Source organism: Nocardioides sp. CCNWLW239 (genome assembly GCF_037137035.1).
Taxonomy (GTDB): domain Bacteria; phylum Actinomycetota; class Actinomycetes; order Propionibacteriales; family Nocardioidaceae; genus Nocardioides.
This window is the reverse complement of the sequence record NZ_JBBBNW010000009.1, coordinates 96,068-114,498: the sequence shown is the minus strand read 5'-3', so window position 1 is coordinate 114,498 and position 18,431 is coordinate 96,068. Positions and strand designations below refer to the sequence as shown.

Sequence of the window (18,431 nt, the reverse complement as noted above, 5' to 3'; positions counted from 1 at the left end):
GAGTACGAGACAATCATGACCACACCAGCCACTCAGGCTGCGTGACCCAATCTGTCACCAGATCCTGCAGCAGTCCCCTACACCTACCAGCTGCGCCGCTGGTTCACGTGGTGCCAGACCAACGGGTTGGACCCTCTGAACGGGATCCAACGCGCCCACGTCGAGCTCTACATCCGCAACCTGGGCGAAGCCGGTCTCATGGCGTCCTCGATCAACACGATGATGCACGGACTCCGGGGCTACTTCCGCTTCGCTCACATCGACAGGCTAATTCCGGCCGACCCCGCCGTCTAAGCACGGCTACCAAAGGTCCACACAGACGAATCCCGAACCCAAGGCCTCGACCGACTCGAACTGATCCGCTTCCTTCCGATCGCCCAGACCATCACCGTCCACCACGGCGCCCTGGCCTACCTGTAGAGCATCAACGCACTACGCGCCTCCAAGGCCGCAGCGGTCCGGATCGAGGACTACGCCGAGACACTGCGGGGCCACCGAGTGCTCCACCTGGTCGGCAAGGGCGACAAGCCCGCGCCAATGCCACTGACCGTCCCGGTCCTCCGCGTCCTGGAGGCTTGCCGGGGCGCACGGAAGACCGGCCGGCTGATCCTGCGGCCGGTGTCGGGCAAGCGAACGACCATCGCGATGCCTACCGGATGGTCACGCTTGTCGCGAACGCCACGGGGATAGCGCGGCACATCAGCCCGCGTTCGTTGCGGCACGCAGCCATCACCAACGCCCTCGATGCGGGGCGTCCCGCTCCGTAACGCCCAGATCCTGGCCCGGCACACGGATCCCAGAACCACCGAGCACTACGACCGCGCCCGCGGGAACCTCGACCGCCACGGAGTCCACTTCCTCACCGCCTACGTCGCTGGCATCCGACCGCTGAGCAGGGGCACGTCAACTTCGCCCGGTCCGACGCGACCACTCCGTTTGAGTTCGACTCACGGACAGCGGGTGACGCGAGAAGCGGCTCGAGGGCGCAGACTGACCAAGAACAGCGACCTGTGTAACAAGTGGCCCTGGCCGAAGACTCCGATGCAGTGTCCGGCGAGCGGGTGAACGCTACTGGCCCGGCTCGTTCGAGATCATCGGATATGCCCACACAAGAACCAGGACCTCGATAAGGTCGACCTTGATCAGGAGACGACCGGTGGACCTGACGATCGAGACGAAGGTGTCCGTTGATCACCGTTACTCAGCCCATTTTCAATGGGCCGATGACATTCGACGAGACAGGAGTGACCCTCCACCGGCACTCAGGGACTCCCACCGAGGACGTTGTCTTGTTCACCCATGGTCTCGGCGGTTCGGGGAGCGGAACATGGCTCGATTTTCCGGCCCATGTCTTCGACGGGCCAGCGAAGCTGGACGTCGCAGCATTCGACTATCGAACTGCACGGCGGCGCCTCGACAGGTCGGGCCTAACGACCGCTGGCCTGTCGTTCTACAAGGAGCAACTCGTGGCCGGGATCCGCGAGCTCAGGGCATATCAGCGGATCCACCTCGTAGGGCACAGCCTAGGCGGAGTCATGAGCGATGCCGCACTGAAGAAGGTGGTGCAGGACCCCCAGCAAGAGGCTTTGCGCCCGCTACACCAACTCGCCTCAATCACTTACTTTGCATCCCCGCGTTCCGGCACCGGTCTGGCAATTCCCGGAGTCCGACACCTGCTTCCTGAACTTCGAGCGCTCAAGCGCTTCTCCAAGGAGGGCAATCGAGTTGCAGACTTCTTTACGAGGGAGATGACCAGCGACCTGCGCGATCCCCCGTCTGATCATCGGGTGTGGCTTCCGCGATTCGCATGCATCGCCGGTAGTGATGCCTTTGTCAGTGATTACAGTGCAACCTTTGCAATCCCGTATAACCAGCAGTTGCGCCTCAATGGCACCCACGCGTCGATCGTCAAGCCAGAATCGTCGTCGGCACCTCAAGTCTCCTGGTTGCTTGAAAATATCGGACAAGTCGTCGCCGCGCGACAGAGGATCAATGAGCAGCAGTATCGAGCACGGCGTGCGCCTCGTGCCGTGCGCGGTCGTTCGACGCTGGTCACCGAGTACTGGGGTCATCAGAGCGGCCGATGGGAGTCAGAGTACAACGATGCGCGACGGGAGAGCAGCACCGGCGCCATTGCCGTCGAGGACCACCGCGACATGCCACATGGCACAGCGATCGACCTGCTGATCGCCGTCTCCGACGCCGCCGAAGTTATCTCTGGAAGTCAGCGCGACGAGCAAAATGCCAGAGATGCGGCAAATCGTGCTCGGGCGGAATATGACCTGACTGTCGGGCTCGCGACGGTAGGCGACGTGCACGAACAGGCAGTACCGGTCATAGCCAAGTGGATCACTGCCGAGGGGCCGCGAACAGTCATGGTCCGAGGGGCCAAAGACAATCAAGAGTTGAAGTTCGCGCTGTCCGACTGGATACAAAGCGTCGTGCGACGCGACCCGCGCAGTCGGCCGTTAACTGACGCCTCGAGAACCGCATTGACCGTTCTGGAGCAGCCCGGTCAGATTGGAGATCAGAGTTGAGCCTCGCATGGGTAGCATCGGTATTGCGTCCTCAAGTGATGCTCGGAAGCACGCGCGCGGACGCGCACATGGAACCCTGGAACGAACTCGCCGAGGGCGTCCTAGGCAGATCCTGGCGTCGCCAGATGCGCGAGCAGAACCAACGTCGGGGGGACTCGACCGCTGATGGCTACGAGCGCGACCCGCTGCTTGCCGCGTTCGCCGACTCCATACAAGCAGAAACCGCCAATGCCGGCCTGTCCCAGCTCCGGCAAACCGTGCTCAACTATTCCCATTCCGATCACGGTCGGCTCGTCGCGGCCGCGCTCGTAACCTGTGCGGCAGCCGCGGAACTAGATGACTACGCGACCTGCGATGCCGTGTTGGACGCCAGCCTTGACCATTGCGAACGCGACAAGTCGCCGGATGCAAGCCTTATGCGAGCCGCCCTGTTCCAGCAGCGAGCCCTTCGGAATCGGGATGCCGGGCGCCCTTACGAGGGACTTGCCCAGGCCGCAATAGCAGAACTGGTGAACTTCCAGCCCGAGTTATGCGAGCCGTTCGAGACCACTGTGGTGTATGAGAATTTCGCCTTGACGCTGCAGAATATTCAACTGGCCCTCGAGGACGCCGCGCATAGTCTCCTTCCTTTCGAGACCCGGCCGCCGCGACCATCGCGCGGCCAGCCAGACCAGATTCGCTTCTTGAACGCGATGAAGGGTGAGGGTTACGCCGGAGTTCTCGCGCAAAACTTTGCGTTCCATGCCACGGGGACACCCTCTAACCAAACCAACATTCTCGGACCAACAGACCCGTTCTATGTCGTGCTTGGTCTTGAGTTGCTCGGACATCACGATGTGTACGCAGCCCGCAAGGAACTCGCCCAGACGCGCGTGGTTGACCTTCAGACCCAAGGCCGTGGGGACATCCGCGAGGTGCCCCGGCTCCTGCGTCACTCGGGTGCAAAGCGCGATCTCGAACTGATGCTGAGATGGTTGACGGCCAACGGTCCGCTCGAGGTTCTGCTCGCAGATACAAGGCAGATCCTGTCCCGCCGATCAGACGTCTATGCACTTCGAACGCTGGAACTCCGTGTCATCCGTGCTTCGGCTCCACTGCTCGCACCCGAGGAGAAGAAGTTCGGACGCGACGCAATCAAACGCGTTCTGGACGCCGGCGGACCGTTCGACTTACCCGGACAACACGAGCTCAGCTACCTACGGTCCGAACAAGCCTGGTTGACGTTCGCGTCGCTCGCCGACACGCCGCAGAGCATCGAAACCTTCAGCCAACTAATGCTGGTCGAGGTCCGCAACGCGGATCCCGAGGAACAACTGCTCGACCGAGCTCTCGCAACTGCACTGAACCAGCTTGACTGGAGCGTCCTCGGTCATGGCGACACAGCCGGATGGAATGATTGGCTGCAAGCTAGCAATGATCAACCCGGGCGAGAGGTTCGTAGAGTGGTCGAGCATGGCTTGGGTACCCTCAGCGAGGTTAACGAGCTACATCAGCTGAACACCGTCGCTGAACGCATTGATCGACTGATCCTGGGACTCACAGATGATGCCGAGTTCGGACCCTTGGAACTCGATGTCGTCCGCGAGGCCATGCGCAACACCCGTACGCAGGCGGCCCGCGGCATGTTCAGCATGGGCGGGATACCCGAATCGGACGTCGCCGCAGCCCTCATCACCCGCGCAGGAGTGACTGAACTTTGGACGGAGCTCACTGATTTCCTCACTGACCCTGCTGTGCTTAGCGAGCACAAAGGGGCGGCTTTCGATCGCCTCGCCTCGTCTCGTCAGCCCCTTCCGGAGTCGACGCGGGAGGCAATGTCCGCCCACGCTCAGGCATTGCTTTACCCGTCCGACGGCCACTCGATCATCAAGCCGTCGATCCGGCCATTCCCGCCAGCTTTGCGCCTGCTGGCAGCCAGCAATTGCATCCCCCGCTCAGACGTCGCCGCCGCGATCTCGACTCTAATGGAGGATCCAGAAGCCCCTGCGCGCAGAGAGGCTGCACGAACCGCCGGCCTTATCCTCGAGGCAAGTGAGGACCCTTGGCTTCTCGGGCTTGTCCTCCACATGAGCTACGACAGTGATGCCTGGGTTAGGGCGTATGCGGGCCACGGCTTGGTCTCCGGGCTTTCAACCACTTCAGCGTGGGACCAGTTCGCTACCGATAGAGTTCGTGCACTCCTGACAGCCGACGGAACCACGTCTGTCACCGCGATTCTCTCTGCGCTCAAGGATGCCAAATTCCGGGTACCGAAGGTGTTGCTGCCCAACATCGAAGAGCTCGCGTCCAACCACATCTCTGGCGCAGTTCGGCGCACCGCCCGAGCTCTTCTATCCCATCAAGCCTAGAACTGGCTACTGCGAAAGGCTTCGGCCGCGCCAGACGATGGGGCTGGGATCTGGGTCGAGTGGCTGTACGGAATCGGAGTGCGCAACGGCGCCCGGACCTTGACGTTCTTCATCAGCGGCTGGTCGCATACGGACTCCTGAGCAGAGCCGACGCTCACCGATCGCGGCTGCTCGTGATACCCGACATCGTCAGATTGCGCACGAGTGCAAGCGCGGGACGGCAATGGCTGGTCGGAGTCGCTGCGTCTGTGTGGCGGCGCGCCGTCCCGGTCGCATCTTATCGCCGCCTAGCGGCCATTGTGACCGGGTCAATCTCCAACACCATCCTGGATCCCTTCACGCCATGCCCCAGGTTGCGCTTGGACAACGGCTGGAGACGAACGTTCCCGTTCTGGTCCTCGCACAGGCGGAGGTTTCAGCGCCGAGGCCACGACTTTCGGATGTGGACAAATTTCGGTGACGACCGGGACGCGCCGCTGCGAGACTTGCTCCGTGAATCCACTCATGCTCAGCAATTGGTCGAGCTTTGTTCCGGACCTGATCGTAGGTGCCGTCACAGGTTCCCTCGTCGCTCTGGCGCTATACATCTTCGAACGCCGAGCTGCGACTGAGCGTCGCAAAGCTGAGGCCCGAGCAGTGAGCCGACGATTGGTACATCCACTGCTCATGGTCCTACAGCGCCCTCGCCTCCTTGAGGACTACACCTCCATCGTTCCAATACCGAAGAAATCCAAGCGCGCGCTTGAACTGATTGAAAGCGCCGACCTCGACCTCTGGCACGAAATAGCAGCCAGTGACCTGACCGCCAGCCTTTGGCGGTTCCGAAGCGCACTTTGGGATCTCGAAACCGACGCCGAGAACTTGCATGACGCGGTGCGGCGTTGGAGCGCCATACATTCGCAGAACTCAGACACTGCCAATTATGCAACTGCCAAACTTTTGGGCGCTCCAAGGCAGTATCTTGAGGAGAACTTCGCGGACCCGGCGACCCGACCATTGATCGAAGGCGAGGCACAGCGTCTTCTGGGCAGCAAGTTCGTCAAGAAGCACGCCGCCGCCTACCGAGGTGCTCGTGGCCGCGTCGAGCGGGCGCAGGAATCGCTCGTACAAGTACTGATCATCGAGATTCGCGCGAGAAGTTCAGACGTATGAGGCGGAACACAACGGGGCCGGAAAGCATGCCCACCTTAGGTCAAGCTGTGATCTGTCGCGAGCGCGCGAGGCGTGGCTTATCGCCGCCAGCGGCGCTGGCCCCAACGTCGTTAGCGTTGACCTGTCCGGGGGCCTCGCCGTGTTGGCGGCGAGCAAGGCCAGGTCTCGCTGTGGGCCGTCACGTGAGGTGTCGATTGTCCACCGCATCCAAGCTGCTGCCGTTCCAGCTACTGTCGATGACGGCCGCCGAGCTGGCCGCGGCATCGTTCCGAGCCCGCTACTCAGGACCCGTGTCTTTCCGGCTCCCTTCTGTTGTCAACCGGTCTGGCGTAGCGTCTTGTCCGCGGGTCCGGGAAGTGGCTGATCCGAAGTGTCGATGAGCAGGGGGAGGTCGGCCGCGCTGGATTCTTGAGACGCCCTGCAGTGCCCTCCCGGACCCGTGCCATCGCTCTCGAGCGCGACTTGCTGTGCGTCCTCAAGAAGCTGGCGGTAGATCGCGTCTGAGATCCTGCGCTTTAGGCACCTGATCGCCTCGAGGGACTTCTTGCCCTCGGCTCGTTTGCGTAGGTAGTAGGCGCGGCCCTCGGTGTTGAGCCGGATCTGGCTGATCGCGGCGATGTGGATCATGTGGTTCATCCGTCGGTTTCCGGCTCGGGACAATCTGTGTCGGTTCTGCTCACCGGAGGATGCATCGAGGGGCGCGGTGCCCGTCCAGGAGGCGAACCGGTTGCGGTCGGCGAAGCGAGTGACATCGCCGACGTCGGCCAGGACTCGGGCCGCGCCCACGGGGCCGACGCCGTGAAGGTCCATCAGTCGGGAGCCGCGGGCCAGCACGATGGCCTTGAGTTCGGCGGTGGCCTTCTTGATCTTCGCTTCGACTGCGATCAGCTCGATGAGCTCCTCGGCGGCGATCCGGCGACGGGTCTTGCCTGCGATGTCTCGGGGGCGAACCGTAGCCAGCATCGCCTTGGCCTAGCCGGTGGTGATATCGCGTTTCGCCTGGCCAGGCAGCAGTTCAGCCAGCAGCGCCTGAAGTCGATCGACGGTCTGCACCCGCCGCCGAGTCAGTGCTTCGCGGCGATCGGTGAGCATCCGGAGTGCTTCCAGCTCGCCACCGACCTGGAGTACGCGCAAAGTCTTGGTGCGGACCGCGACGATCGCGATCGAGTGCGCGTCACGAGCATCGGTCTTGCGGATGTGACCGGTGTCGAAGAGTCGGACCCGGGCGGCAAGCTTGGCCGGCACGTCGACGACATGCTCGCCGTCTTCGAGGAGTCGTTGCGCAACGGGACGCCCGACACCGTTGGCCCCCTCGACCGCCCAGATCCGTTTCGGCCAGCTCTTCGCGTACTTCCGCATCGCGGTGTAGCCGGCCTGGTCGGTGGTGAACCGGCCAGAGCCGAGCAGTTGCTCCTGCTGATCGACGGCCTCGATCGTGGCTGACAGCTTGTGGGGATCGACCCCGATGATCACGTGCTCGACGTCCTGACTCATGCGCTGCTCCGCCTGTGCTTGTTCCGATGTGGACGGCGAGGTGGGCATCGCTACTACGACTAGGGCAGTCCCTTCTGGAGCCACGCCTCGTCAGCGGCGTCCGGCGGGCTGCAGACCGATAGTGAGCCACACCAGCAAGCAGGTGGGCAGCCGCAAGGAGAGCTTCCCGCCGGACACCTGGACCGAGTCTGGCCAGACACCGGCCCTATGGGAATCCTCTAGTAGCCGCGAATGTCTCAATCGAGCCGGACGGCATCAACCCGTGAGGATGCGCAGGGCGGCTTGCCCTTCAGCCTGTCGATCTGCAGGGAGGGCCCTCCAGGCGCTCGCGTTGTTCGGCATGGCTTTCGCGAGCGCCGCCAGGCGCGCCTTGTCTGACCCGGCGAATTGCTGGCGCTCTGCGTAGGGATCTTCGATCACCGACAATAGGAGCGCCGCATCCTGGAGGTGACGCTCCTTGTCGCGTGAGTCGGTCTGGTACGCAGCAGCCTTGAGGATCAGCGCACCGAACGGGGAGGGCACGCTGATCGTCGTCGTTTGTCCCGGCGCGATCCGCAGACGGGCGTTGATCGTTCGCCGCAGCGCCTGAGTTCCACCCTCGATCGACATCATGTGCTTGCCACGCAGCTTCTCGATCACCCGGGGAGCGGCGTGGTCGGCCACCAGTACGTCGACGACATCCGTAGCGCTGGCAACGAGATCGACCCGCGAGGTTCCCCGAACGAAGCGGTGGGCAATTGTGTTTCGCGCATCGATCGACGGAGCGAACACGTACCCGATCGACTCCAAGGCGTACGCGGCTTCAGCAGCGACGCCGCGAGTGGTTTCGACGTGCAGCACGATGTCCACGTCGTTCGTCGGCCGGATGGTGTCGATGCCTCGATGGATGGCGTGGAGCTGTGCCATGAGGCCTCCGACGAGCGTCCACTTCGCGTGAGTCAACACAGTCTCGATCTCAGCGACGTTCGGCCACGGGTCACCCCATCCACCGACTGGACTCGACACCTCGATGGTGGAGCGTTCAATCACGAAAGGCCTCCAGCGCGCGCTCGATCGCCTCGAGGCCGGCTCGTCGTTCACGTACGTCCAGAGATTCGGCCAGATCCATTGCGGCGAGCACGACGCTCCTCTTCGATAGGTCGCGCACCCGATCGAGGTCCATCGTTGTCGCGCGGAGCGAGACGCGACCTTCCTCGTCAGGCGTCAACCCATGCCGCGACACGACTCCGGCAACCTCGTCGACCGCGAGGTATCCGTCGATGTTGGTCGTGTTTGCGAGTCCAAGCGAGGCGGCGGCCGCACCGACCGGATAGACCAACTCCGCCACGAGGTACTTGCCTGCGCTGGAATGAGCGCGGTAGCGAGTCACATCAGCTCTCCCGCGGGCCCGATCGACCAGGTCGATCGCGGACAGCTCGCGAAGTCGCGCCCTGACACGGGATCGCTGCCGCTCCCCCATCCAGTCGGCATCCGACCCCGACAGGATCGCCACCGCACCCCACGCCGTGGCTTCCGACCACGCGCGACGGTGCGAACCACCCCGAACCGCGATGAGGCGTTCGACCGAGGCTTCGTCCACGACACCACGCGCCACCCGACGAAGCTCTCCATTGGCGACGAGGTGTTGCACCTGTCGCGTGGAGACACCGAGGCGCTCGGCTGCCTCGGCTACACCCAGGAGACGCATGACAGATAGTTTCGCATACGCGAAGCTATCTGACCAGGTTGATGCCAGATGTCCTCGCGGCGAGGCCAACGAGCAACCGGTCGAGGTCGTCGATCGCCTCGATCCAAGTGGCCTCGGCCGAAGGCTCGCTGTGAGCGAAGCTGCCGGCTAGCTCGAGGGTGATGTAGCCGTGGATGAGGCTGGACATCAGGCGGACTGCGTACGTCTGGTTGGTCTCGGTTATGCCGTAACTACGGACCACGGCCAGGGCTAGGTCGGCGTTGCGGCGGCCGGCGGCGATTGCGGTGTCCACTGAGGGCGGGGCCGAGGTCGATTCCGCGGCGGGTGGGACGCGCTGGCGGGTGGTGGCGTCGTAGCGGCCGGGCGAGCGGCGGGCGAAGTCGCGGATGGCATCGGCGTACGCGACGAGGAGGTCGCGGCCCTCCCCTGCTGCCATGGCGGCGCTGGTGGCGTCGGCGAGCTCGTCGAGGACGTAGGCGGTGATGGCGGTGCGGAGGTCGGTGGCCCCGGTGATGTGGGAGTAGAGGGTCGGCGACTTGATGCCGAGGTGGCGGGCGAGGACCGAGATCGTGACGGCGTCGAAACCGATCTCGTCGGCCAGGTCGGCGGCGGCTGCGATCACAGCAGTCCGGTTCAGTCCTGGACGACCCATCCACACTCTCCCAGATAACGAGTTGCCTAACAGTTGTAGGAAATCCTAGCCTGATGCGTATGAAGCCGCTCACCGAGACCGACGTACGCTCCTCGTTCGTCAACCTCACCAAGGGTGCGACCAAGCGCCTCAATCTCCCCGCTGACCTGCCCGAAAGGCCGTGGGACGACCTCGACTACCTCGGTTGGCAGGACCCGAAGGCGCCGCAGAACCACTACCTCGTCACCGAGCACGACGGCCGGCTCTGCGGCGTTGCGCTGCGTGCCTCACGCGAGACGCGTGGGCCGCGGAAGACGATGTGCGCGCTGTGCACGACGGTCGGCGACGTCGCGCTGCTGGTCGCCTCCCGCGCCGGGCGCTCCGGGCAGGACGGCAACTCGGTCGGCACCTACATCTGCGCCGACCTCGACTGCTCCCTCAAAGCGCGCAACAAGCGCAGGCTCGACACCCCGGTGATCCACGAGACCCTCAGCATCGAGCAGAAGGTCGACCGGCTGCTCGGCAATCTCGACTCATTCGTCGCGAGGGTCCTCCGACCCGCGTGATCGCGACTGCCGGGCCGTCGCATAGGCGCGCGCTCGTAGCCGACGGTGCCATGCGTAGATCTCGAGGCCGGGTGGCGTCGAGCGGGTGGGGTCGAAGGAGAGCATCGGGTCGCGGTCGGACTCGACGGTGAGCTCGAGGGTCGCGAACGTCGTCCAGTCCGTCCCCGCCCGTGCCCACATCAGCTGCCACGTGCCTTCGCTGACGAGCTGCGCTCCGAGCCAGACCGGCCCGGTGGGCGTCCGGTATGGGAGCAGCGTGCTGAAGAAGCCGTCGGGCAGGCGAGTCCTGGGAGCCAGCAGGAACCGGGTCCATCGACCGTGACCGGTGGTGGCGAGCAGGAGGTCGGCGTGTTCGCCGCGGAGAGCGGGAACGCGCAGCGCAAGGCCGTTGATGTCGGGCACCGGCTCCGGCAGGCCCACGGCACGGGAGAGTCGTACGACCACCTCGTCCGTCCCACCTTGGTCGAGGAACGCAGCGCCCGTGGCGGCTCCCGGGTGTCGCCGCAGCACGGCCAGGTGCACCTCGCCGTGCGGGTGCAAGGGCTTGTCGGCGGGTCGCAGGTGGGCGAGCACACCGACGCCGGCCTGCAGCACACGGCCCGCAACATCAGCCGGATTCACGCGGTTCGCCTTCCTGAGGAGGGGCCGCCCCATCGAAAGCGGTCGTGCAGGATGGCGGCACGGGCCGCGTTGCTGCCGGCTGCGCCGTGCACGCCTCCGCCCGGGTGGGCGGAGGCGGACCCGAGGAACAGTCCGGTGATGCCGGTCTCCGCCCTCCCCATGCCCGGCACCGGTCGAAAGACCAGCTGCTGGTGGAGCTGAGACGTGCCGCCGCCGATCGCGCCGCCGATCAGGTTGGCGTCGAGGGCTTCGAACTCATGCGGCCCGAGGACACGTCGTGCGGCGACGGCGCTGCCGAAGCCGGGCGCCAGGCGCTCGATGCGCGCCTGCATGCGGTCGGCGAACCGTTCGCACTCCTCCTCGTCCCATCGCCCGCGCAGACCGTCAGGTCCCGCATCGCGCCGCACCGTCTGCGGCACGTGCGTGTAGGCCCACACCGACTCCGTCCCGGTCGGCGACCGGCTCGGGTCGGTGGTGGTCATCTGACCTGCCAGGAGGAACGGAGCATCGGGGATGACGCCGGCGGACACCTGCGACAACGATTGAGTCATCTGCTCGACCGAGTCGGCGACGTGGAAGGTGCCGGGCGCGTACGCAGGTTCGGCGAGCCACGGGATGGGCTTGTCCAGGGCCCAGTCGACCTTGACCGTGCCCGGGTCCAGCTGGAAGTTCTCCATGCCGGCTGCGACACGTCGCGGTACGTCTGCGGGGTCGAGGAGCCGACCGTACAGATGGGGTGCTGCGACGTCGGCGATCACGGCACGGACCGCTGCGATCCGATCGCCCTCACGGGTGCGCACCTCGGTGACGCGACCGCCCTCGACACCGAGGCGGGTGACCTCGGCACCGCACCGGACGTCGCCTCCACGCTCACGGAAGCGGCGCTCCAGCGCGGCGGCGAGTACGCCGGCACCGCCCTCCGGGACGGGGAAGCCGACGGTCTGGCCCAGCATGGCGAGCAGAAGCCCCATCATCCCGGAGCCCGGCGAGTCCAACGGGATGTCGGCATGTCCGGCGTTGCCGGCCAGGAGCAGACGTGCACCTTCACCGCCGAAGCGGTTGCGGGCGAGGTCTCCGGCCGGGGTGAGCAGCGTACGCACGGCCGCCAGGCCCCCTGCGCGACGTAGGGCGTTGAGCAGGTGAGCCCCCGGGCGCAGAGGCGGGAACGGGGTCAGCAGGGCGTGCACGAGAGGTTCACCGATGTGGTCCCACAGGCCGCACAGCTCCAGCCACGCGTCGCCGTCGCCGACATGCTGGGCATCGAGCAGCCCTGCGGTGACGTGTCGATCGCGGTGCAGCAGCGCCCAGCTGCCGTCCTGCAGGGGGTGACCCAGGACAGCGGGGGCATGCACCCATCGCAGCCCGTAGTCGTCCAGGCCGAGACCGCGGATGGTGGGCGAGGCGGCCGCGAGCGGATAGAACGCGCTGAAGGTGTCGTGGACGAAGCCCGGGTGGACGTCCTCGGAACTACGGACCGCTCCGCCCGTGGTGGCCTGGGCCTCGAGCACCAGCACCGACCAGCCCTTGTCGGCGAGCAGGTTGGCCGCGACCAGGCCGTTGGGTCCGGCCCCGACGACGACCGCGTCGTAGGCGGTCTCGCTCATGGGCGGCGTTCGACGATGAAGGCCAAGCGCCGCAGAGCCTCCACGTTTCGCCACGTGAGGAGCGGATCCTGCACCAGCCGTGGGACCAGTGCGCCCGGGCCCGCGACGGCCTGCTCCCGAATCGTGATCTCGGTGTCCTCTCCTGCCGGCTCCACCGTGATCTCGACGTGCGCGGCACCTACGGGCCAGCCGCGCGCACGGAGCAACAGCCTGCTCCCGGGATCGCACTCGAGCACCTCGGTGCTGTCGTCGAGCAGCAGCGGCCAGACGCCGACCGAGTGGTGCAGCTGAGAGCCGACGTTCGGCCAGTCCTTGTCGGCGTCACGCAGTCGAGACGCGCCGACCACCCAGAGCGGGTAGAGCCAACCGTCCGAGAGGACCTCCCACACGTGCTCGGGCGAAGCGTGGACCAGCCTGTGATTTGTGCTCATGGAGACGTCCTCGGCGGCTCGGGGTCACTGGCGGTAGCGGTACCCCTCCCCCGGCGCGTTATGCGGAGGACCAGGTTGCGCACGATCCCCAGGGCCGCATTCCCACGGTCGCCGCGCATCGCGCTCTCGCCGTCCATGGCGGCCAGGACGTTGCCCGGATGTGGGTCGACGGGACGGGTGAGGTCGGTGAGCAGGAAGCCGAGGATCGGCGCGACCACCCGCTCGTGGAGAAGGGGCACCGTGTGCTCCAGCCGTATCACCTCGTTGGCCACGCTCAGCTGCGGCCGGCCACGGCCGCGGTCGGCCCGGCGCAGGATCTGCCGCGCTGCTCGTTCAGGGCTGGAGACCGGCGGCGGGGGCCGGCCCTCATGACCGATGACACTCGCGGCATGGCGATAGATGGGGGTGTCGACACCACCCGGCGCGACGTACACGATCGCGACATCCGGTCGGTCGCGGTTCTCCAGGCGCAGCTGACGAGCCAGCGCTCGGACACCCCACTTGCTGATGACGTAGGCACTCATCGACGGTGCCGTGACGTGGCCGAGCACCGATCCGACCAGGACCAGCGTCCCGCTGCCCTGGCCGCGCAACACGGGCAGCACATGACGGGCCACATCGACCGACCCGAGGAGATTGGTACGCAGCACACCCTCGAAGAGTTCGGAGGGCAGGGACTCCGTGCGACCCAGCGCAACCACTCCCGCGCAGTGGATGACCGTGTCGAGCCGCCCGTCCCGGTCGAGCACCGCCCCGACACAGTCCCGGACCGCATCGTCGTCGCCCACATCGAGCGGCAGCACCATGGTCGATGCCGCCCCCAGCCCCACGCACGCACGCGCAGCGGCGTCCAGCGACTCACGACCTCGGGCGACCAGAACGAGGTGGTCTCCGCGGGTGGCGGCGAGACGCGCGACAGCCAGACCGATCCCGCTGGATGCCCCGGTGACAAGGGTGATCGCCATACTCGGAGGCGGTACCCGTGACCAGCGATTTCATGCGATGGCGGCGCGCGTCCACGCAGCCTCTCGGCTCAGCACTCGATGACGTTGACCGCGAGGCCGCCGCGGGAGGTCTCCTTGTATTTCACCTTCATGTCGGCGCCGGTCTCCCGCATCGTCTTCAGCGCCTTGTCGAGGCTGACCTTGTGGGAGCCGTTGCCGTTGAGGGCGAGGCGGGCGGCATTGATGGCCTTCACGCTGGCGATGGCGTTGCGCTCGATGCACGGGATCTGAACCAGGCCACCCACCGGGTCGCAGGTGAGCCCGAGGTTGTGCTCGATGCCGACCTCGGCAGCGTTCTCCACCTGCTCCGGGGTGCCGCCCAGCACCTCGCACAGCGCACCAGCGGCCATCGCGCAGGCCGAGCCGACCTCGCCCTGGCAGCCGACCTCGGCGCCGGAGATCGAGGCGTTCGTCTTGCACAGGATGCCGATGGCGGCAGCGGTGAGCAGGAACCGGACGATGCCGTCCTCGATCGCGGCCTCGTCCAGCCCGGCCTCGGGTGCCACGAAACGTACCCAGTAGTGCAGGACGGCGGGCACGATCCCGGCGGCGCCGTTGGTGGGAGCGGTGACGACGCGGCCGCCCGAGGCGTTCTCCTCGTTGACCGCCAGGGCGAACAGGTTGACCCAGTCCATGACCCGGAACGGGTCCTGGGCGCCGGCTCCGGAGGCCAGGTCGCGGTAGAGCAGCGGCGCCCGGCGCGGGACCCGCAGTCCACCGGGAAGTACGCCGTCCGTCACCGGATCGCGATCGCAGCCGGCCTGCACGCAGGCCGCCATCACCCGCCAGATCTCCAGCAGGCCGGCACGGATCTCCTCAGGCGTACGCCAGGTGAGCTCGTTCGCGAGCATGAGGTCGGAGACACGGAACCCCTCTCGCTCGCAGATGTCGAGCAGCTCGGCGCCGGTGGCGAACGGGAAGCGTACGGGCGAGCGGTCGGGCACCACCCGCGCGGCGCCCGACGCATGCTCGTCGACGACGAAGCCGCCGCCGACGGAGTAGTAGGTGCGCTCGCGCAGCACCTCCCCCGTGGCTGCGTACGCGGAGAACACCATGCCGTTGGGGTGGCCCGGCAGGCTCTTGCGCCGATGCATGACCAGGTCGGTGTCACCGGCGAAGCGGATCGCTCGGCGCCCGCCCAACCACAGCTCGCCGGTCTCGCGGATCGTCGTCACCCGCGCAGAGGACGCCCTCGTGTCGACGGTCTCCGGTTCCTCCCCGGCGAGCCCGAGCAGCACAGCACCCTCCGAGCCGTGGCCGTGACCGGTCGCACCGAGGGACCCGAAGAGCTCGGCCTTCACCCGCGTGGCCGCATCCAGAAGACCGTCCGCGACGAGACCGTCGACGAACGTCTTCGCGGCGCGCATCGGTCCGACGGTGTGCGAGGAGGACGGCCCGATGCCGATCGAGTACAGGTCGAAGGCGCTCAGGGCCGTCGCGACGACCGCGGAGCCGGCGACCTCGGCGGTCACGTCACTCCTCGATCAGGGCGTCGTAGGCCGCGGCGTCGAGCAGGTCGGCAGCACCCGAGATACGCATCTCGAAGAGCCAGCCGGTGCCGAACGGGTCGCTGTTGATCAGCGCGGGGTCCTCGACGACGGCCGCGTTGACCTCGAGCACCTCGCCGTCCGCGGGCGCGAAGAGATCGCTGACCGACTTCGTCGACTCCAGCTCACCGCAGCTCTCGCCCCCGGTGATCGTGGTGCCCACCTCGGGCAGCTCGACGAAGACGATGTCGCCCAGTGCCTCGGTGGCGAAGGCGGTGACCCCGACGCGCGCGACGTCGCCGCGGGTCTCGATCCACTCGTGCTCGGCGGTGTAGGACAGGTGGGTCGGGTTGGCCATGGCGGTGCTCATTTCGTGGAGTAGAACGGAAGGTCGACGATCTCGGCGTCCTCGCGGCTGCCGCGTACGTCGATCTGGACCTTGCTGCCGACGACCGCGAGGTCGGGGCGGACGTACGCCATCGCGATCGGATGGCCGAGGGTCGGTGACGGGGAGCCGCTGGTGACGACGCCGATCTCGTCGCCGGTGGCCGGGTCGACGACGGCGTAGCCCGCCCGCGGGGAGCGGCGCCCGGTGGCCACGAGCCCGACGAGCGTGCTGCGCGGGCCTTCCTCGCGGCGTACCGCCAGGGCAGCCTCCCCGACGAAGCCGTCAGCCTTGTCGAAGGAGACGAGCCGGCCGAGGCCGGCCTCGAACGGCGTCGTGTCGCGGTTCAGCTCGTGGCCGTAGAGCGGCATGCCCGCCTCGAGCCGCAGGGTGTCGCGGCAGGCGAGCCCGGCAGGGACCAGCCCGTGCGGCGTACCGGCCTCGGTGATGGCCTCCCAGACAGCAGCGGCCGACGCGGGCGCGCAGTAGATCTCGAAGCCGTCCTCGCCGGTGTAGCCGGTGCGGGCGAGCAGGACCTCGACCCCGGCGACCGTGCCGGCGTCGATGGCGTAGTAGCGCAGGGAGGGAACGTCCAGGTCGGTCAGGGCCGCGACGATCGCCGCCGAGGCGGGCCCCTGCACGGCGATCAGCGCGAACTCGGCCGAGGCGTCGTGGACCAGGACGTCGTACCCCTCCGCTCGCTCGGTCAGGGCCGGAGCGACGACGCCGACGTTGCTCGCGTTGGCGACGACCAGGTAGCGCTCCTCCGCGAGCCGGTAGACGACCAGGTCGTCGATGATGCCGCCGTCCTCGGCGCAGATCATCGAGTAGCGGGCACGGCCGATGCCGATCGCCGACGGGCGGCCGACCAGGGCATGGTCGAGGGCGCGTCCCGCCTCGGGTCCGGTCACCTCGATCTCGCCCATGTGGCTCAGGTCGAAGAGGCCCGCGGCGGTGCGTACGGCATGGTGTTCCGCCGTCTCCGAGCGATAGCGGACCGGCATGCTCCAGCCGGCGAAGTCGGTGAACGAGGCACCGAGCGCCTGGTGGATCTCGTGCAGAGGGGTAGGGACGGGTGAGGTCATGTGTGCGGGAGGCTCCCTGCTGGTGGGTGCCCGAAGGCACCCGTGGACGGGTGACCTCCCCGCTCTGTCATCGCTACCTGAGAGCTTCACCGCCCGAGAGCGGTTTGCACCGTGGGTGCAGGATCCTGCGGACCCTGTCTTTCCAGAGGTCGCCTCACCACAGCGGTCATGGGGCCTGAGAGATTCTGGGGAGGTTTGCTCCTTCGGCGCCTCACCCGGGATGGTGAGGACTCTCCCGCTGCGGTTCGAACGGCGGATGTGAAGTTGTGCGGCACAACCTAGGTCTGGCCATCCCGGCCGTCAAGATGGCGGCCCGTTATCGGGAACTGTTCTCACCGGTCCTAGGATGGGTCGATGCCAGCGACGAGGACCCGGGTTCCCGTGGTCATCCTCACCGGCCATCTCGGCTCGGGGAAGACCACGCTGCTCAACCATCTGCTGCGTCAGCCCGGTGCCCGGGTGGGTGTGGTCGTCAACGACTTCGGCGACATCAACGTCGACGCCGGGCTCGTCACGGGGCAGGTGGACGAGCCGGCCTCGATCGCGGGCGGGTGCCTGTGCTGCCTGCCCGACGCAGGCGGTCTCGACGACGCACTCGAGAAGCTGACCCACCCGCGGCTGGCGCTCGACGTGGTGATCGTCGAAGCCAGCGGTCTCGCCGAGCCCGGCACGCTGGCCAGGCTGGTCCGGTTCAGCGGCGTCGAACGGGTACGCCGCGGTGGGCTCATCGAGGTCGTCGACGCCGCCTCCTACTTCGACACCCTCGACGACGGCCGCGGCCCGGCGCCGGTCCGGTTCGCGGCTGCGTCCCTGGTCGTCGTCAACAAGACCGACCTGGTGCCCGCCGCCGAGCGCGACGAGGTCCTTCGGCAGATCGAGCTCCGGGTGCGGGAGCACAACCCCGAGGTCCAGATCGCGTACGCCGTGGGTGGCCGCATCGACCCGCGCCTCGTCTACGACGCCGCGGTCCCCGAGGACCCGCCCGACGAGCTGCCGATCGCCGCGCTGCTGCGCGAGGCGGCCTCCGACCACCAGTCGCATCAGCACGCGGGGTCGGTGACCGTGACGACGCCGGGCACCATCGAGCCGTCGCGGCTGCTCGACCTGCTCGAGGAGCCGCCGGCGACGGCGTACCGGATCAAGGGGACCGTCGCCGTCGCGACCGGGCAGGGCCCGCGCAGCTATCACGTCAACCTGGTCGGGCGCAGCGCCCACGTCGCCGCGGCCGCGCGGACGCCGGACACGGCGAGCGAGCTCGTCGCCATCGGCCTGGAGCTCGAGACCGACGCGGTCCGTGAACGCCTCGCCGATGCCCTCGCCCCGGCCGAGCGGCCGAGCGCCGCAGGGCTTCGCCGACTGCGTCAGCTGGTCCGCGTCAGCCTCTGACTCCGTCGCAGAG

Annotated in this window: 18 protein-coding genes and 2 riboswitches; of the genes, 6 read left to right on the top strand and 12 right to left on the bottom strand. The window is 66.9% G+C overall.

Going from position 1 to position 18,431, the window contains the following annotated elements; all coding sequences use genetic code 11:
• Positions 1 to 51: 51 nt before the first annotated feature.
• The 4 genes from WBG06_RS26540 to WBG06_RS25185 all read left to right on the top strand — a co-directional run bounded on the left by WBG06_RS26540 (position 52) and on the right by WBG06_RS25185 (position 6,037).
• Entirely contained in the window at positions 52 to 294 is a 243-nt protein-coding gene (locus tag WBG06_RS26540) for a site-specific integrase (protein ID WP_442945505.1), read from the top strand.
• A 929-nt stretch (positions 295 to 1,223) separates the two neighbouring features.
• Positions 1,224 to 2,537 carry an esterase/lipase family protein gene (locus WBG06_RS25195; RefSeq protein ID WP_336740373.1) on the top strand — a complete coding sequence of 438 codons (1,314 nt, stop codon included), beginning with the start codon at positions 1,224 to 1,226 and terminating at the stop codon, positions 2,535 to 2,537.
• A 125-nt stretch (positions 2,538 to 2,662) separates the two neighbouring features.
• On the top strand, positions 2,663 to 4,885 hold the full coding sequence (locus WBG06_RS25190; RefSeq protein WP_336740371.1) for a hypothetical protein: 2,223 nt from the start codon (positions 2,663 to 2,665) through the stop codon (positions 4,883 to 4,885).
• A gap of 492 nt (positions 4,886 to 5,377) precedes the next feature.
• The gene (locus tag WBG06_RS25185; RefSeq protein ID WP_336740369.1) at positions 5,378 to 6,037 is read left to right on the top strand and encodes a hypothetical protein; all 660 of its coding nucleotides are present in this window, start codon (positions 5,378 to 5,380) and stop codon (positions 6,035 to 6,037) included.
• Between the two features lie 315 nt (positions 6,038 to 6,352).
• Here WBG06_RS25185 and WBG06_RS25180 read toward each other — a convergent pair whose 3' ends face one another.
• The 5 genes from WBG06_RS25180 to WBG06_RS25160 form a co-directional block, all read right to left on the bottom strand.
• Positions 6,353 to 7,000, bottom strand: coding sequence for a transposase (locus tag WBG06_RS25180; RefSeq protein ID WP_336740368.1), 648 nt, complete (start codon positions 6,998 to 7,000; stop codon positions 6,353 to 6,355).
• Between the two features lie 9 nt (positions 7,001 to 7,009).
• Positions 7,010 to 7,531, bottom strand: coding sequence for an IS110 family transposase (locus tag WBG06_RS25175; RefSeq protein WP_336740365.1), 522 nt, complete (start codon positions 7,529 to 7,531; stop codon positions 7,010 to 7,012).
• 255 nt (positions 7,532 to 7,786) lie between these two features.
• Positions 7,787 to 8,437, bottom strand: coding sequence for a hypothetical protein (locus WBG06_RS25170; RefSeq protein WP_336740364.1), 651 nt, complete (start codon positions 8,435 to 8,437; stop codon positions 7,787 to 7,789).
• Between the two features lie 115 nt (positions 8,438 to 8,552).
• Positions 8,553 to 9,218 (bottom strand): hypothetical protein, encoded by a 666-nt coding sequence (locus tag WBG06_RS25165; protein WP_336740363.1) that lies wholly within the window; start codon positions 9,216 to 9,218, stop codon positions 8,553 to 8,555.
• Positions 9,219 to 9,243: 25 nt separating this feature from the next.
• Positions 9,244 to 9,870, bottom strand: a complete 627-nt coding sequence (locus WBG06_RS25160) for a TetR/AcrR family transcriptional regulator (RefSeq protein WP_336740362.1) — start codon at positions 9,868 to 9,870, stop codon at positions 9,244 to 9,246.
• 59 nt (positions 9,871 to 9,929) lie between these two features.
• Between WBG06_RS25160 and WBG06_RS25155 the strand changes: the two genes are divergently transcribed.
• Positions 9,930 to 10,415 (top strand): FBP domain-containing protein, encoded by a 486-nt coding sequence (locus WBG06_RS25155; protein ID WP_336740361.1) that lies wholly within the window; start codon positions 9,930 to 9,932, stop codon positions 10,413 to 10,415.
• Here the strand turns inward: WBG06_RS25155 and WBG06_RS25150 are convergent.
• The 7 genes from WBG06_RS25150 to gcvT all read right to left on the bottom strand — a co-directional run bounded on the left by WBG06_RS25150 (position 10,383) and on the right by gcvT (position 17,032).
• A complete protein-coding gene (locus tag WBG06_RS25150) occupies positions 10,383 to 11,036 on the bottom strand; it encodes a hypothetical protein (RefSeq protein ID WP_336740359.1) in 654 nt (217 codons plus the stop codon). The genes WBG06_RS25155 and WBG06_RS25150 overlap by 33 nt on opposite strands.
• On the bottom strand, positions 11,033 to 12,640 hold the full coding sequence (locus WBG06_RS25145) for a phytoene desaturase family protein (RefSeq protein WP_336740357.1): 1,608 nt from the start codon (positions 12,638 to 12,640) through the stop codon (positions 11,033 to 11,035). Before WBG06_RS25145 ends, WBG06_RS25150 begins: the two co-directional genes overlap by 4 nt.
• Positions 12,637 to 13,071, bottom strand: a complete 435-nt coding sequence (locus tag WBG06_RS25140) for an SRPBCC family protein (protein WP_336740355.1) — start codon at positions 13,069 to 13,071, stop codon at positions 12,637 to 12,639. Before WBG06_RS25140 ends, WBG06_RS25145 begins: the two co-directional genes overlap by 4 nt.
• Entirely contained in the window at positions 13,068 to 14,036 is a 969-nt protein-coding gene (locus tag WBG06_RS25135) for an SDR family NAD(P)-dependent oxidoreductase (protein WP_336740353.1), read from the bottom strand. Before WBG06_RS25135 ends, WBG06_RS25140 begins: the two co-directional genes overlap by 4 nt.
• A gap of 68 nt (positions 14,037 to 14,104) precedes the next feature.
• Positions 14,105 to 15,547, bottom strand: a complete 1,443-nt coding sequence (locus WBG06_RS25130) for an L-serine ammonia-lyase (protein WP_336740351.1) — start codon at positions 15,545 to 15,547, stop codon at positions 14,105 to 14,107.
• A 1-nt stretch (position 15,548) separates the two neighbouring features.
• A complete protein-coding gene (gene gcvH, locus WBG06_RS25125; protein ID WP_336740377.1) occupies positions 15,549 to 15,920 on the bottom strand; it encodes a glycine cleavage system protein GcvH in 372 nt (123 codons plus the stop codon).
• Between the two features lie 8 nt (positions 15,921 to 15,928).
• The gene (gene gcvT / locus WBG06_RS25120; RefSeq protein WP_336740349.1) at positions 15,929 to 17,032 is read right to left on the bottom strand and encodes a glycine cleavage system aminomethyltransferase GcvT; all 1,104 of its coding nucleotides are present in this window, start codon (positions 17,030 to 17,032) and stop codon (positions 15,929 to 15,931) included.
• A gap of 54 nt (positions 17,033 to 17,086) precedes the next feature.
• A riboswitch (glycine riboswitch) is annotated at positions 17,087 to 17,184 on the bottom strand.
• Between the two features lies 1 nt (position 17,185).
• Positions 17,186 to 17,280: riboswitch (glycine riboswitch) on the bottom strand.
• Between the two features lie 106 nt (positions 17,281 to 17,386).
• On the opposite strand from gcvT, the gene WBG06_RS25115 reads away from it, so the two are divergent.
• Positions 17,387 to 18,418, top strand: a complete 1,032-nt coding sequence (locus WBG06_RS25115; protein ID WP_336740347.1) for a CobW family GTP-binding protein — start codon at positions 17,387 to 17,389, stop codon at positions 18,416 to 18,418.
• Positions 18,419 to 18,431 lie beyond the last annotated feature (13 nt).

Bases quoted from the DNA above. Each gene is read 5' to 3' on its own strand.
- WBG06_RS25195 (WP_336740373.1), top strand. From the start codon at position 1,224: ATGACATTCGACGAGACAGGAGTGACCCTCCACCGGCACTCAGGGACT.
- WBG06_RS25190 (WP_336740371.1), top strand. From the start codon at position 2,663: ATGCGCGAGCAGAACCAACGTCGGGGGGACTCGACCGCTGATGGCTAC.
- WBG06_RS25180 (WP_336740368.1), bottom strand. From the start codon at position 7,000: ATGCTGGCTACGGTTCGCCCCCGAGACATCGCAGGCAAGACCCGTCGC.
- WBG06_RS25175 (WP_336740365.1), bottom strand. From the start codon at position 7,531: ATGAGTCAGGACGTCGAGCACGTGATCATCGGGGTCGATCCCCACAAG.
- WBG06_RS25170 (WP_336740364.1), bottom strand. From the start codon at position 8,437: ATGGCACAGCTCCACGCCATCCATCGAGGCATCGACACCATCCGGCCG.
- WBG06_RS25165 (WP_336740363.1), bottom strand. From the start codon at position 9,218: ATGCGTCTCCTGGGTGTAGCCGAGGCAGCCGAGCGCCTCGGTGTCTCC.
- WBG06_RS25160 (WP_336740362.1), bottom strand. From the start codon at position 9,870: ATGGGTCGTCCAGGACTGAACCGGACTGCTGTGATCGCAGCCGCCGCC.
- WBG06_RS25155 (WP_336740361.1), top strand. From the start codon at position 9,930: ATGAAGCCGCTCACCGAGACCGACGTACGCTCCTCGTTCGTCAACCTC.
- WBG06_RS25145 (WP_336740357.1), bottom strand. From the start codon at position 12,640: ATGAGCGAGACCGCCTACGACGCGGTCGTCGTCGGGGCCGGACCCAAC.
- WBG06_RS25140 (WP_336740355.1), bottom strand. From the start codon at position 13,071: ATGAGCACAAATCACAGGCTGGTCCACGCTTCGCCCGAGCACGTGTGG.
- WBG06_RS25135 (WP_336740353.1), bottom strand. From the start codon at position 14,036: ATGGCGATCACCCTTGTCACCGGGGCATCCAGCGGGATCGGTCTGGCT.
- gcvH (WP_336740377.1), bottom strand. From the start codon at position 15,920: ATGGCCAACCCGACCCACCTGTCCTACACCGCCGAGCACGAGTGGATC.
- gcvT (WP_336740349.1), bottom strand. From the start codon at position 17,032: ATGACCTCACCCGTCCCTACCCCTCTGCACGAGATCCACCAGGCGCTC.
- WBG06_RS25115 (WP_336740347.1), top strand. From the start codon at position 17,387: ATGCCAGCGACGAGGACCCGGGTTCCCGTGGTCATCCTCACCGGCCAT.